The following is a 12,441-nucleotide window of genomic DNA, read 5'->3' as shown; positions in this document are numbered from 1 at the left end:
ACTCGCCCGCAATGGTCCGCCGCGTCCTCGACAGCCTCTGCGTACGCCTCGACGGCAAGCCAGCGGCAGCCTCCACCGTCCAGCGGAAGCGGGCCACCTTCTACAACGTGCTCGGGTACGCCGTCGAGCTGGAACTGATCGCCTCCAACCCCGTCGACCGGGTCCAGTGGACCGCCCCCGAGGTCGCACAGTCCATCGACCGGCGAGTGGTGGCGAACCCGGCCCAGGTCGCCACCCTGCTGGAGGCGGTGAAATCTCTCGGCAAACGCGCCGACAAGGTCACCGCGTTCTTCGGCTGCCTCTACTACGCGGGGATGCGTCCCTCGGAAGCCGCTGACCTACGGCGGGAGGACTGCGACCTTGCCGGCCGGTGCGCCGACTGCGGGACCGACTTCGAGGACCTGGCGGCGGTCAAGCCTTCCCGGTCCTGCGACCACGAGAAGATCGAACATCGCTGGGGCCGCCTGGTGCTCGCCGGCACCTCGCCGCGCGCCGGATCGCACTGGACCGATGACGGCGGCTCCCACGAGCGGCGCGGACTCAAGCACCGGGGGAGGGCTGAGACTCGCACGGTCCCGATTCCGCCCCGGCTCGTCGAGCTGCTGTGCGCGCACGTCGAGAATCACGGGGTCGGCCCGGACGGTCGGTTCTTCCGGGGCCTGCACGGTGGCCCGCTCTCCGAATCGGTCTACGACCGGTGGTGGAAGCTCGCCCGCGAGAAGGCCCTGACCGAATCGCAGGTCGCCTCGCCCCTCGTCCGCCGGCCCTACGACCTGCGGCACGCGGCGGCCTCCCTCTGGCTCAATGCCGGCGTCCCGCCGACCGAGGCCGCCCGGCGCCTGGGCCACGGTGTCGCGGTCCTGCTCCGCGTCTACGCCAACTGCATCGACGGCGGAGACGACACCATGAACGACAAGATCGGCGAGGCTCTGGCGTGACCCTGCCAGAGTCAGTCGGCGGAGTCGGCGCCTTGGGTGGCTACGTCTGTGGCGGTCAAGCGGCGGGCTTCGGCAAAAACGCGAGCGTGGATCTCCGCTTCGGTTTCCTCGCCGTACTCCAGCGTGTCGTACACATCGTCGAGCATGACCAACTCCTCGGCAAGGAGTGTGCCGTCATGCCCGATGACCGAGTGGGTCCAGCGAGCCAGCTCGCGCGGGGAGAGGGCGCCGACGAGAAGCTTGGTAGCCATGATGCGTACGGCAGCGTCCTCAAGCTCTTCGCTGCCTTTGCGGTAGAAGCTCAGACCAAGCTCGTCGAGGGTGGGTTCAAGCCACTGGAGCAGATCCTGATCGGTGGCGGTGGGCGAGACCCCGGCCAGGATGCACAGCGAGGGGCTGTCAACGCCTGCCACGAGGCAGTCACAGGCGGCCTCGATCACCTCGGCTGCCGTGCCCTGCCCGATGCTCCAAAGGGTGGTGGCGTCCTGGAGGCGCGCGAGCGCATCGTTGCTGAGCATTGGTACATGGTCCGCCGCCAAGCCAGCGGAGTCACTCCGATATCCGCCCGTTGAAGATGCGGGGCGCTGGTTCGGTGGGCGTGGGCAGATGGTGGGCGGGAGCCTGATCGGCGCCTGATCAATGGAGCGAAGCACCAGCTCACCGTCCCTGACGCGGCCAAGATCACGGACGCCCTGTAAATCCGTCGCGAAAGCTTCAGAGGTTCGAATCCTCTACCCGCCACCAGGTGCAGATGCGGCCCCTGACCAGCAGAGATGCTGATCAGGGGCCGTTGTCGTTGATCTAGTGAGGTCCGGCTGGGTCCAGCCGTTGGCAACGGTATGAACGCCAAGATCGGCGAGACGCTGGGGTAATCGAAGTTTCCCGATACCATCCCTTGATGGTGGACTGGGTGCGCCTTCAACTGAACGTGGACGAGTTCGATGACGGGGCGTTCACGCCGTACCTGTCCAGGGCGTGCGAGTCGGGGATCGAGTTCGCCACCTTCGCCGAGTTCGGCGACACGGCCGGCCACCGGCGGGCGTTGTATGACCTCAACAAAACCTGCTCGGCTGACATCCCGGAGCGAGGGGATTTCTACACGTACGACGAGTACGTCTCCGAGCGCATCGACGTGCCGAGCTTCCGCCCGGACGGGGTCATGCTTGCGGTTGACGATGGTGCGTGGATTGGCATGTCTACGACGTCGCTGCATCCGGCCCAGGGGTACGCGTTCGGCGAGATGACAGGTGTGCTCGCGCCCTACCGCGGCAGGGGCCTGTCGCTGGCGCTGAAGCTCCTCGCGATCGGGTTCGTTCGCTCTTCGGGCTACGGGCGACTCGCCGCGTTCCACCACCCGCGCAACGGGTCCGCTATCGCGATGAACCGGCGCCTCGGGTTCGTCGACATGGTCAGCACGACGCTCGATTGATCCGTCGGTCGGTGATGTCAGCGCAGCCCGCAAGACTCGGGGGGCGCGGACCGGCCATGATCGGCTCGAGATCGGCGATATCGGGGCATTGCCGACGGTCGGATACCGCGGTATCGCCGATACCGTGTCGATCAGGACGGAATACCGCGCAGACGGCCGCGAGACCAGCGTTACCCGGCAGGGGCGCCGTCGTTGTCGAGGTTGGTCGTTGGTGAGCGGTGCAGCCGCCGGTGGGATGCCGCCGAGGATGCGTGCCGGCAATGTGGAGAGGCTCATCTATGTCGTAAAGCTGCGGGGCGTAGGGCCGCCCTCTCGCCCGCGCCGGCCTGAGGCCGTCTGAGCTGCGGTTATGCTACCCAAATTCGGTGTCATCGCACGCCTGGGCCGGGTTCAATGCCATTGACGTGAATCCGTCCAGGTACTGGCGCGAACGAGATGAGCCGGTATGGTGGTCGATGGCCGGACACGGAGCGCGTGCGTTGGCGCACCGCCTCCAAGCGTTACGCACAGTGACCGTCGCGGTGAATTCGGGGGCCGCTTCACGGCTGGACCGAATTGTGTTGAAGGTCGTATTGAACGTTCTACGAACTGGTGAGCTGCCCCGCAGGCTTGTGATCTGGCCCGGTGCGACGAGGGTGGTGGGCCAAACGGCGGGAAGTCACAGACGGTGGGGCCAGTCGGGGCTTCCACCACTTTTCTGGCTGCCCGCGCTGTGGCACGATCGTGGAACCTCCATCAACGCTGCACACTTCCGACAGGAGCGATCATGTCTGGTCGTAGGTTGGGCCGACTGCTTGGCTCATTTTTCGTCCTCGCCGCACTCTTCAGTGGCATCGGCGGTGTCGATCTCGGCGGCAACTCGGGGGACATCGTGCAGACTGCGGACCTCATCTGGCACTGAGCCGGGTTCCGGGTCAGTCACCGGACGCGGCCGCCAAGCGGCGCCGCGCATCGGTGACGGTACGTATCGCGACGGCGCCGTGACCGCGTGGTGCCAATCCGAAGGAGCGCCATGATCGGTCGCGGTCAGCCCCGGCGCAGATCCTCCGAGGACGCTTGGATCATCACCGCGCCTCTCGCGCTGATCGCGGTCGCCTGCGCCACGATCACGGGGTTGGTCGCGAAGGAGCCGTTCGGCGACTGGCCGGAGGCAGCTCTCCTTCTCATCCTCATGATCGTGGCGGGGCTGCCGCTGCTCAGCCTGGTCGTCCGGCGGCAGACGATCGGCGTCACGCTCACCGAGCTGCCACTGGTCCTTGCGCTCTACTTTCTGCCGCCGTTGACGGTGGTGGTCATCTACGCGCTGACCTCACTCATCACCCACACTCGACAACGGCTGTCCGCGCACAAGGTGTGGTTCAACGTGGCGCGGGCCGCCGCGGGCACATCACTGGCCGTCCTCGTCCTTCAGGCTCTTCCGCCCATCAAGGGGGTGGGCCCACAGACCTGGGGCAGCATCTTCGCTGCCGTGAGCATGGTGATCCTGGTCAGCTACGCCAGCGTGGCCGCCGTGCACACGCTGCTACATGGCTGGCAGACCGGCCGCGTGGCGTTGCTCACCGCCACGCCGGGGGTGCTCACCGCGGCGATCAACGTGTCGGTTGGCCTGATCGTTCTGATCCTGGTCCGGAGCACGTGGTGGTCACTGCTCCTGCTCGCTGCCCTCGGCGTCGGCCTCGCCCTGGTCTACCGGGCGTACTCCCAGTTCTTCCGCCAGCACCGCACCCTCACCGACCTGTACGACCTGACCCGCGCCGTGGTCGAGAGCGGCCAGAGCGGCACGCTGGCGGACGCCCTGCTCGGCCGGGTCCGCGCCCTGATGCAGGCGGAGTACGCCACACTCTGGCTCCCGGCTCAGGGGCGACATCCGGAGACCTTGTTGACCGCCCGGATGGACGATTCCGGCCTGCTCGACCTGGCGTACATTCCGTCGACGCTCCGGGAGCGGGTCCGCGACGCCCGACGCACGGTTGCCGTCGGGCGTGGGGTGACCACCGACGGCGAGTTCCGCGCCGACCTCGCCGAGCGGCGAATCAAGGACGCGGTGGTGGTGCCGCTGCGGTCCGGCCAGGTCGTCATCGGCACCCTCGAGGTTGCCAACCGCATCGGCGATGGCAACAGCTTCACGCCCGCGGACATCGCGGTCCTCGAGACGGTGGCCGCGCACGCCGCGGTGGCCCTGGAGAATGCCCGGCTGGTCGACCGCCTGCGGCACGACGCGTACCACGACGCCCTGACCAAGTTGCCGAACCGTCGGCGGATCACCGCTGCGCTGGAAGAGTCAGTCAAGATCCGTACCGACGGCGAGGTGGTGGCGCTGCTGCTCTTCGACGTCGACGGTCTGCGCCAGGTCAACGAGTCCCTCGGCCATGCGGCGGGGGACAAGGTCCTGTCCGAGGTTGCCGCCCGGCTGCGCGCCAGCGCGCCGTCGTCGGCGCTGGTCGGCCGGGCCGGCGGGGACGAGTTTCTGGTGACGCTGCGGTTGGAGAGCGCAGACGCGGCGCTGGAGTTGGCCGGTCAGCTGCGCGAACAGATCCGTGACGAGATGGTCTTCGACGCGCTCACCCTCGACGTGAACACCGCCGTCGGGGTTGCCGTCCACCCGGATCATGGCAGCGACGCGGCGACCCTGCTGCTGCGGGTCGATTTGGCCGCGACGGCGGCCAAGTCGGTGCCGGGCAGCGTGCAGTTGTTCAACCCGGCGCTGGAGTCCCGGTCGCTGCGCCGGCTGGGCCTTGCTGGCGATCTGCGTCGCGCCCTGGACCAGGACGAGCTGGAGGTCTACTTCCAGCCCAAGGTGACACTGCGGGACCGCCGCCTGGTCGGCGTCGAGTGCCTGGCCCGGTGGGAGCACCCCACGCACGGCAGCGTCGCCCCGGAGGACTTCGTCGCGGTGGCCGAGCACACCGGCCAGCTGAGCCGGCTCACCGAGGTGGTGCTGCGCGAGGGGTTGCGGCGCAGTCGGGACTGGGCCCAGACCGACCACCCGCTGCCCGTGGCGGTCAACCTGGCCGCCCGTACGCTGACCGACGAGCATTTCCCGGACCGGGTGCAGGAGCTGCTGACCGAGTACGGGGTGCCGGCGCAGCGTCTCACCCTGGAGATCACCGAGGCGGGGGTGCTGGACGGCACCGACCGGCCCATCCCGACCCTGCACCGGCTTCGCGACCTCGGGGTCCGGCTGTCGGTGGACGACTTCGGCACCGGTGACTCGTCCCTGGCCCACCTGCGCCGGCTGCCGGTGCACGAGGTCAAGGTGGATCGCTCCTTCGTGCAGGGCATGGCGACCGATCCGGGGGACCTGGCCATCGTCAACGCGGTGGTGACCCTCTCCCAGCAGTTCGGCCTGGCCGTGGTCGCCGAGGGCGTGGAGAGCGAGCTGACCCTGGAGCTCCTTCAGGACATCGGCTGCGAGATCGGGCAGGGCTTCCTGTTCAGCCGACCGCTGCCGTACGAGCGGCTGGCTGCCTGGTTCGGCGCCCAGGTCGACCCGGAGACGATCTCCGGTACGGAGCTTCCGCGCCTTCGTGCCGTGCCCTGACCGTGCCCTGGCCCTGCCCTGACCAGGGCGGAAACGATCATCGGGGATCCGATTTCACCTGTCGAGCCGGGCCGTGTACTCTTACTTCTGCGCGCCCCACGGGGAGATCGCGCAGGCCCCCTTAGCTCAGTCGGCAGAGCGTCTCCATGGTAAGGAGAAGGTCTACGGTTCGATTCCGTAAGGGGGCTCGAGGGTTCAGCCGGACCCACCGCGGCGGTGTAGCTCAGATGGCAGAGCAAGCGGCTCATAATCGCTGTGTCGCCGGTTCAATTCCGGCCACCGCTACTCTCGTCTTCCGGGTTCGTTCCCGGTGGTCGTGGTGATGGGCGCCTCTGGCGCCCACTTTGCATGTCCACGCAGTCAGCGACTACGCTGGTGCGTCGTAGTTGTTTCCGTTAGCGAGGAAGGCACTCCGCCGTGGCGAAGGCTACCGATGTCCGGCCGAAGATCACTTTGGCGTGTGTGGAGTGCAAGGAGCGCAACTACATCACGCGCAAGAACCGCCGCAACGACCCCGACCGCATCGAGCTGAAGAAGTTCTGCCCGCGCGACGGTCGGCACACGGTCCACCGCGAGACCCGCTGACTCCCGGCCGGTTCTGCCGGCCGCTGTCGAAGCTCTTCCGATCGCCGATCTGACCGGCCGGTGCGGCTACCGCCGCCACCGACCGAGCAGGTCGGCGATTGTGTTGGGCGTGTACGTTCGCGACATGTCTCTGGACCCTTCCTTCGTCGGCCGGACCTATCCGCCGACGGCCCCCTACCAGGTGGGCCGAGAAAAGATCCGTGAGTTCGCCACCGCCATCGGCGCCACGGACCCGGCCCATCACGACCCGGCCGCGGCCCAGGCGCTGGGTCACCCCGACGTGGTCGCCCCGCCGACCTTCCCGGTGGTGATCACGATGGCGGCCAGCCGTCAGGTGATCGAGGACCCGGCGCTCGGCGTCGACTACAGCCGGGTGGTCCACGGCGACCAGCGGTTCGCGTACACCCGGCCGGTGGTCGCCGGCGACGAGCTCGTCTGCGTCAACACCATCGAGGACGTCAGCAACCGGGGCGGGCACGGTTTCCTGACCACCCGCACCGACGTGAGCACCGCCGCCGGGGATCCGGTGGTCGCCGTCTGGTCCAAGATCGTCGTACGCGGGGAGGCCTGACATGGAGCTGCCAGCCAAGACGTACCAGGTGACCCGCGCGGACCTGGTCCGCTACGCCGGCGCCTCGGGTGACTTCAACCCGATCCACTGGAGCGACCGGTTCGCCACCAAGGTCGGGCTGCCCGGGGTGATCGCGCACGGCATGTTCACCATGGCGCTGGTCGGCCGGGCGGTCACCGAGTGGGCCGGGTCGCCCGACGCGGTGGTCGAGTACGGCGTCCGGTTCACCCGGCCGGTGGTCGTCCCCGACGACGAGCAGGGGACCGAGATCGAGGTCACCGCGAAGGTCCGCGAGGTGACCGAGGACGGCCTCACCCGGATCGACGTGACGGCCACCTGCCAGGGCGAGAAAGTGCTCTCGCAGGCCCGTGCCACCATCCGGACGACCGGCTGACCCGGGTCTGCCACGCGCGGCGGGGAGACCGGTTGGGAAAGTCGGGCGGCTACCCGTACACTGGTCCGCCGTGGGGCAAGTGACCCCTGCTCGGTCGTCTGTGACCGCGTGGGGCGAGTGTTGCCGCACAGGGGTGTAGCTCAATTGGCAGAGCAGCGGTCTCCAAAACCGCAGGCTGCAGGTTCAAGTCCTGTCACCCCTGCGCCTCAGGCCTGACCGTTCCCGTGGGTCGCGCCGCCGACAAGGCGGCGTCCGGCCCGTGGTGGTGGCATCGGCGGGGTGGTTCCGACACACCGGACCCCTCTGGTTGATCCGCCGGCCGCGGCCCGTCGCGGGACGGTTGGTCCGGCCGGCGTGAACAGCGCCGCGCACGCCGTCCGGCGTGCGACCCGAGATTCCGCGACGGAGGGCGAAGTGGCCGACAACAAGCGGCGCGGCGAGGACGCCGGCGACGATCGTCTGGACGACGAGGTCGTCGACGACGTAGCTGACGACGACGCCACCAGCGCGGACGAGCCGATCTCCGGGGGCGGCACCGCGACGCGGTCCCGCGCTCGGGCGGAGTCGGCGGACAGCCGTCCGACCACCCGGTCGGAGACGGGGCGGGTAGGCGTATTCGGCCGCATCGCCCGGTTCTTCCGCGAGGTCGTGGCCGAGTTGCGTAAGGTCATCTGGCCGACGCGCAAGGAGTTGCTGACGTACACCGCCGTGGTGGTGACGTTCGTAGCGGTGATGCTGACGATCGTGGGTGTCCTGGACTTCGGCTTCGCCAAGGCCGTGCTGTTTGTCTTCGGCAACACGGACTGACCGGCTGTCTCCAGCCGATAGTGACGGAAGTGAGCGAGCGTGCCTGAGTACGACGAGACCGCCGGACCGGTGGACGAGCAGTCCACCGTCGCGACGGCGGCTGGTGACGAGTCGGTTGAGGCCGCCAGCGAGCCGGAGTTCCCAACCACCGAGCCCGCGCCCGACGAGGATTACGATCCCGTCGCCGAGCTGAGGCAGAAGCTGCGTTACGCGCCGGGCGACTGGTACGTGGTGCACTCGTACGCCGGTTACGAGAACAAGGTCAAGACCAATCTCGAGACCCGGATCACGAGCCTCGACATGGAGGACTTCATCTACCAGGTCGAGGTGCCGACCCGGGAAGAGATCGAGGTCAAGAACGGCAAGCGGAACCAGGTCCAAGCCAAGGTCTTCCCGGGCTACATCCTGGTCCGGATGGAGTTGACCGCGGAGTCGTACTCCTGCGTCCGGAACACCCCGGGTGTGACCGGCTTCGTCGGCGCGACCGACCGGGCTGACCGGCCCGCGCCGCTCTCCCTCGACGAGGTGCTGAAGTGGCTGGCGCCGGCCGTCGAGACCGAGCAGAAGAAGTCGAAGCCCGAGATCAAGGTCCTCGACTTCGAGGTGGGCGACTCGGTCACCGTCACCGACGGCGCGTTCGCGTCGCTGCCGGCCACGATCAGCGAGATCAACGCCGACCAGCAGAAGCTCAAGGTGCTGGTGTCGATCTTCGGTCGGGAGACGCCCGTGGAGCTCAACTTCAACCAGGTCGCCAAGATCTGACCGGTCGTCGACGGCGGGCCCAGCCCGCCGTCGACGTCGGCGTACCCCCTCCCGCTCGACCTCGGCAGACGAGCGGGACGCGGCCTGCGCTACTCTTGAACGTCGCCGCTGTCGCACCGCGCTGACCGTGCGCGCCCCGAGGGCGGTGTCAGCCGCATTTTCCCAGCTCCAAGCCCCAGGAAGTGACATGCCTCCGAAGAAGAAGCTCGTCAAGACGTTCACGCTTCAGTTGCCGGCTGGCCAGGCCACGCCGGCGCCGCCGGTCGGCCCCGCGCTCGGCCAGCACGGCGTCAACATCATGGAGTTCTGCAAGTCCTACAACGCGCAGACCGAGTCCCAGCGGGGCGACATCGTCCCCGCCGAGATCAGCGTGTACGAGGACCGGTCCTTCACCTTCGTGCTGAAGACCCCGCCCGCCGCCCGGCTGCTGATCAAGGCTGCCGGTGTGCAGAAGGGTTCGGGCGTCCCGCAGGCCGAGAAGGTCGGCTCGGTCAGCCGCGCCCAGCTGCGTGAGATCGCCGAGAAGAAGATGGCCGACCTCAACGCCAACGATCTGGCCCAGGCCGAGAAGATCATCGCCGGCACCGCCCGCTCGATGGGCATCACCGTCAACGACTGACGCCGGCTCCGGCCGACGATCAGACCGTGGGAGGGCACGCGCCGAGCGGGCCCGCCAGAGACCACAGGAGTAATCAGCAATGCAGCACAGCAAGAGCTACCGCAAGGCCGCCGACGCCATCGACCGGGACCGGCTCTACACCCCGGCCGAGGCCGTGAAGCTGGCCAAGGACACCACCAACGTCAAGTTCGACGCCACGGTCGAGGTCGCGATGCGCCTCGGCGTCGACCCCCGCAAGGCGGACCAGATGGTCCGCGGCGTGGTCAACCTGCCGCACGGCACCGGTAAGACCGCCCGCGTGATCGTCTTCGCCGCTGGCGCGAAGGCCGATGAGGCCGCCGCGGCGGGTGCGGACGAGGTGGGCACCGACGAGCTGGTCGCTCGGATCCAGGGTGGTTGGCTCGACTTCGACGCGGCGATCGCCACGCCGGACCAGATGGCCAAGATCGGCCGGATCGCGCGGATCCTGGGCCCGCGCGGTCTCATGCCGAACCCGAAGACCGGCACGGTGACCATGGACGTCACCAAGGCGGTGCAGGACATCAAGGGCGGCAAGATCACCTTCCGGGTGGACAAGCACTCCAACCTGCACCTGATCATCGGCAAGGCCTCCTTCTCGGAGAGCCAGCTGGTGGACAACTACGCGGCGGTGCTCGACGAGGTGCTGCGCGCCAAGCCGTCCGCCGCGAAGGGCAAGTACCTCCGCAAGGTCGTCCTGACCACCACGATGGGCCCGGGTGTCCCGGTCGACCCCAACGTGATCAAGAACCTGCAGGAGGGCTCGGCCGAGGCCTGAGCCGACACTCCGCTCCACCGGGGCGCCGCCACCACCGTGGCGGCGCCCCGGCGCGTCTGCGGTGTGGCAGGCTCGACCGCATGCGGCTGGAGAACGTCTGGTTGCGGTACCACCGGCGTGGTCCGTGGGTGCTGCGAGACGTACAGGTTCAGATCGGTCCGGGCGAGGTGGCGGTCGTGCTGGGCCGCAACGGAGTGGGCAAGTCGACGTTGCTCCAGGTGGCCGCCGGCGTGCTCCGGCCGGGCCGGGGCCGGGTCACCGACCGGCCCGGGCGAGTCGGCTGGGTGCCGGAGCGCTTCCCTGCGGACCAGCCCTTCACCGTGACCCGCTACCTGACCGGGATGGCCCGGGTGGCGGGACTGGGCCGCGCGGCCGCCGACGAGGCGGTCACGGCCTGGACCGACCGGCTGGGGCTGGCCGCGTTCCGGGGGGTCCGTCTGCCGGAGCTGTCCAAGGGCACCGCCCAGAAGGTCGGCCTGGCCCAGGCGCTGCTGCGGCCGCCGGGCCTGCTGGTCCTGGACGAGCCGTGGGAGGGGCTGGACGCCACCACCCGCGAGCTGGTTCCGGATCTGATCGACGAGGTGCTGGCGGACGGCGGCGCCGTCCTGGTCAGTGACCACCGGGGGGAGACGGTCCGGCTGCCGGGTGCACGTCGCTGGCTGGTGGCCGACGGCGCGGTGACCGAGGAGACTGCGGAGGGCGAGGCGATCGCGGTGATCGAGCTGGCGGTGCCGGCCGCGCGGGTCGCCGGCGCCGTCGCCCGGTTGCGCGCCGAGGGCCACCAGGTGCTGCGGGTACGCCCCGACGCCCGGCCCGCCGCCGCGTCGACCCGGTCGGTCGACGATGCCTCGTCGGCCCGGCCTGTCAACGGCGCGCCCTCGACCCGCTCCGCCGACGACGCCTCGGCGACCCGCCCAGCCGGCGACGACCCGGCGCTGGACGACCCGGTGTCCGCCGATGATTCCGGCGTGGCGGTCGAGCGAGCGGCGGGGGAGGCCCGATGAGCGCCCTGGTCCGGCTGCGGCTGGCCGGCTTCCTGCGGACCGGCCGGGCGATCGCGCCACTGCTCGCCGGCCTGGTGGCGCTCGCCATCCTCTACGGCGGGGGTCGGGCACAGCCGGCGGAGGCGTACGGCGTCTCGGCGGTGGTGCTCTTCCCGGTGCTGGCATGGCAGACCAAGATCCTGTTGGACGTCGAGCCGGACGTCCAGCGCCGGCTGGCTCAGGTCACGGTCGGGGTGGCCCGGGAACGGCTGAGCGGGCTGCTCGCCGCCGGCGTGGTCGCGCTGGTCACCGTGGCCATCGCGCTGGTCTTCCCGTGGCTGGTCGGCGGGGTCACCGGCCCCGTCGAGCCCACCGACCGGTCGGTGCTGGTCGGCCTCGCACTGGGGCTGTGGGCGCATCTGCTGGCCGTACCCGCTGCGGTGGCCCTTGGCGCGCTCGCCAGCCGGGCCTCCGTGGGCAGTGCCGGGTACGGCGTCGCGGTCCTGGCCCTCGGCGGCGTCGGCGCGGTGGTGCTCGGTATGGCCGGCTCGGTGGCTCCCTGGCTCGCACCGCCGATCATGGCCACCGCCCGCGCGATCGCGGGCGACGCCGCCGCGCTCACCCTGCTGGGGCTCAGCGGTTGGGCGTTGGTCTGGAGCACCGTGGCGGCCGGCGGCTACCTGTGGCGGCGGCGGGCCCAGGGCTGACCAGCCCGGGGTCGCTGGGCCGGCGGTGGCCCAGCCCACACGAGGGCGATTTGGCGCAGGTCACGCGGTCGCGTACTCTTCAAACGTCATCCGTGTTGTCATGGATGAGGAACCACCCAAAGACCGCTGGTCACCGTGCTTCGGCACGGTCGAAGGTCCCGCGACGACGGGCGACCCGCGTAGGGCGGCAAGCGTAACTCGGCAGTGAGCATGGTCCGCCGACCATGACGATCCGCCGGCCCTCGCCCCGTGCGCCCTGCGCCGGGGCTTTTCTCGTTGTCGTGCTGCCTCCGCCCCCGCCCCGGCTCC

At 69.5% G+C, this 12,441-nt stretch carries 14 protein-coding genes and 3 tRNA genes; 16 read left to right on the top strand and 1 reads right to left on the bottom strand.

The features are described from left to right. The first annotated feature begins 11 nt into the window (after positions 1-11). Positions 12-938, top strand: a complete 927-nt coding sequence (locus V6V47_RS21675) for a tyrosine-type recombinase/integrase (RefSeq protein WP_334630127.1) — start codon at positions 12-14, stop codon at positions 936-938. A gap of 11 nt (positions 939-949) precedes the next feature. On the opposite strand, the gene V6V47_RS21670 is transcribed toward V6V47_RS21675, so the two are convergent. After that, positions 950-1,456: a hypothetical protein gene (locus tag V6V47_RS21670; RefSeq protein WP_334630126.1), complete on the bottom strand. Its 507-nt coding sequence runs from the start codon at positions 1,454-1,456 to the stop codon at positions 950-952. A gap of 380 nt (positions 1,457-1,836) precedes the next feature. Here V6V47_RS21670 and V6V47_RS21665 point away from each other — a divergent pair, with 380 nt between their 5' ends. The 15 genes from V6V47_RS21665 (at position 1,837) to V6V47_RS21595 (ending at position 12,132) form a co-directional block, all read left to right on the top strand. Further along, complete coding sequence (locus V6V47_RS21665) at positions 1,837-2,367, top strand: GNAT family N-acetyltransferase (protein ID WP_334630125.1); 531 nt, start codon at positions 1,837-1,839, stop codon at positions 2,365-2,367. 766 nt (positions 2,368-3,133) lie between these two features. Further along, positions 3,134-3,268, top strand: a complete 135-nt coding sequence (locus V6V47_RS21660) for a hypothetical protein (protein ID WP_334630124.1) — start codon at positions 3,134-3,136, stop codon at positions 3,266-3,268. 111 nt (positions 3,269-3,379) lie between these two features. Next, positions 3,380-5,908 (top strand): putative bifunctional diguanylate cyclase/phosphodiesterase, encoded by a 2,529-nt coding sequence (locus tag V6V47_RS21655; protein ID WP_334630123.1) that lies wholly within the window; start codon positions 3,380-3,382, stop codon positions 5,906-5,908. Positions 5,909-6,023: 115 nt separating this feature from the next. Next, positions 6,024-6,096 (top strand) — tRNA-Thr (locus V6V47_RS21650). A 24-nt stretch (positions 6,097-6,120) separates the two neighbouring features. Beyond that, positions 6,121-6,193 (top strand) — tRNA-Met (locus V6V47_RS21645). Between the two features lie 132 nt (positions 6,194-6,325). Further along, the gene (rpmG, locus tag V6V47_RS21640; protein ID WP_007073056.1) at positions 6,326-6,493 is read left to right on the top strand and encodes a 50S ribosomal protein L33; all 168 of its coding nucleotides are present in this window, start codon (positions 6,326-6,328) and stop codon (positions 6,491-6,493) included. 124 nt (positions 6,494-6,617) lie between these two features. Then, positions 6,618-7,064, top strand: coding sequence for a MaoC family dehydratase N-terminal domain-containing protein (locus tag V6V47_RS21635; protein ID WP_334630122.1), 447 nt, complete (start codon positions 6,618-6,620; stop codon positions 7,062-7,064). Position 7,065: 1 nt separating this feature from the next. Next, the gene (locus V6V47_RS21630; protein ID WP_334630121.1) at positions 7,066-7,458 is read left to right on the top strand and encodes a MaoC family dehydratase; all 393 of its coding nucleotides are present in this window, start codon (positions 7,066-7,068) and stop codon (positions 7,456-7,458) included. 129 nt (positions 7,459-7,587) lie between these two features. Then, positions 7,588-7,660, top strand: a tRNA-Trp gene (locus tag V6V47_RS21625). Between the two features lie 212 nt (positions 7,661-7,872). Then, entirely contained in the window at positions 7,873-8,265 is a 393-nt protein-coding gene (gene secE, locus V6V47_RS21620) for a preprotein translocase subunit SecE (protein WP_334630120.1), read from the top strand. Between the two features lie 39 nt (positions 8,266-8,304). Then, on the top strand, positions 8,305-9,027 hold the full coding sequence (gene nusG, locus V6V47_RS21615; protein ID WP_334630119.1) for a transcription termination/antitermination protein NusG: 723 nt from the start codon (positions 8,305-8,307) through the stop codon (positions 9,025-9,027). Positions 9,028-9,214: 187 nt separating this feature from the next. Next, complete coding sequence (gene rplK / locus V6V47_RS21610) at positions 9,215-9,646, top strand: 50S ribosomal protein L11 (RefSeq protein WP_334498718.1); 432 nt, start codon at positions 9,215-9,217, stop codon at positions 9,644-9,646. A gap of 79 nt (positions 9,647-9,725) precedes the next feature. Further along, positions 9,726-10,442, top strand: a complete 717-nt coding sequence (gene rplA, locus V6V47_RS21605) for a 50S ribosomal protein L1 (protein ID WP_334630118.1) — start codon at positions 9,726-9,728, stop codon at positions 10,440-10,442. 80 nt (positions 10,443-10,522) lie between these two features. After that, positions 10,523-11,446 carry an ABC transporter ATP-binding protein gene (locus tag V6V47_RS21600; RefSeq protein ID WP_334630117.1) on the top strand — a complete coding sequence of 308 codons (924 nt, stop codon included), beginning with the start codon at positions 10,523-10,525 and terminating at the stop codon, positions 11,444-11,446. Beyond that, the gene (locus tag V6V47_RS21595; RefSeq protein ID WP_334630116.1) at positions 11,443-12,132 is read left to right on the top strand and encodes a hypothetical protein; all 690 of its coding nucleotides are present in this window, start codon (positions 11,443-11,445) and stop codon (positions 12,130-12,132) included. Before V6V47_RS21600 ends, V6V47_RS21595 begins: the two co-directional genes overlap by 4 nt. Positions 12,133-12,441 lie beyond the last annotated feature (309 nt).

Source organism: Micromonospora sp. CPCC 205539, assembly GCF_036906815.1.
GTDB lineage: Bacteria > Actinomycetota > Actinomycetes > Mycobacteriales > Micromonosporaceae > Micromonospora.
Note: the sequence above shows the minus strand (reverse complement) of the source record. Positions and strands in the feature narration are given on the sequence as shown.

Bases quoted from the DNA above. Each gene is read 5' to 3' on its own strand.
- V6V47_RS21675 (WP_334630127.1), top strand. From the start codon at position 12: ATGGTCCGCCGCGTCCTCGACAGCCTCTGCGTACGCCTCGACGGCAAG.
- V6V47_RS21670 (WP_334630126.1), bottom strand. From the start codon at position 1,456: ATGCTCAGCAACGATGCGCTCGCGCGCCTCCAGGACGCCACCACCCTT.
- V6V47_RS21665 (WP_334630125.1), top strand. From the start codon at position 1,837: ATGGTGGACTGGGTGCGCCTTCAACTGAACGTGGACGAGTTCGATGAC.
- V6V47_RS21660 (WP_334630124.1), top strand. From the start codon at position 3,134: ATGTCTGGTCGTAGGTTGGGCCGACTGCTTGGCTCATTTTTCGTCCTC.
- V6V47_RS21655 (WP_334630123.1), top strand. From the start codon at position 3,380: ATGATCGGTCGCGGTCAGCCCCGGCGCAGATCCTCCGAGGACGCTTGG.
- V6V47_RS21635 (WP_334630122.1), top strand. From the start codon at position 6,618: ATGTCTCTGGACCCTTCCTTCGTCGGCCGGACCTATCCGCCGACGGCC.
- V6V47_RS21630 (WP_334630121.1), top strand. From the start codon at position 7,066: ATGGAGCTGCCAGCCAAGACGTACCAGGTGACCCGCGCGGACCTGGTC.
- rplK (WP_334498718.1), top strand. From the start codon at position 9,215: ATGCCTCCGAAGAAGAAGCTCGTCAAGACGTTCACGCTTCAGTTGCCG.
- rplA (WP_334630118.1), top strand. From the start codon at position 9,726: ATGCAGCACAGCAAGAGCTACCGCAAGGCCGCCGACGCCATCGACCGG.
- V6V47_RS21600 (WP_334630117.1), top strand. From the start codon at position 10,523: ATGCGGCTGGAGAACGTCTGGTTGCGGTACCACCGGCGTGGTCCGTGG.
- V6V47_RS21595 (WP_334630116.1), top strand. From the start codon at position 11,443: ATGAGCGCCCTGGTCCGGCTGCGGCTGGCCGGCTTCCTGCGGACCGGC.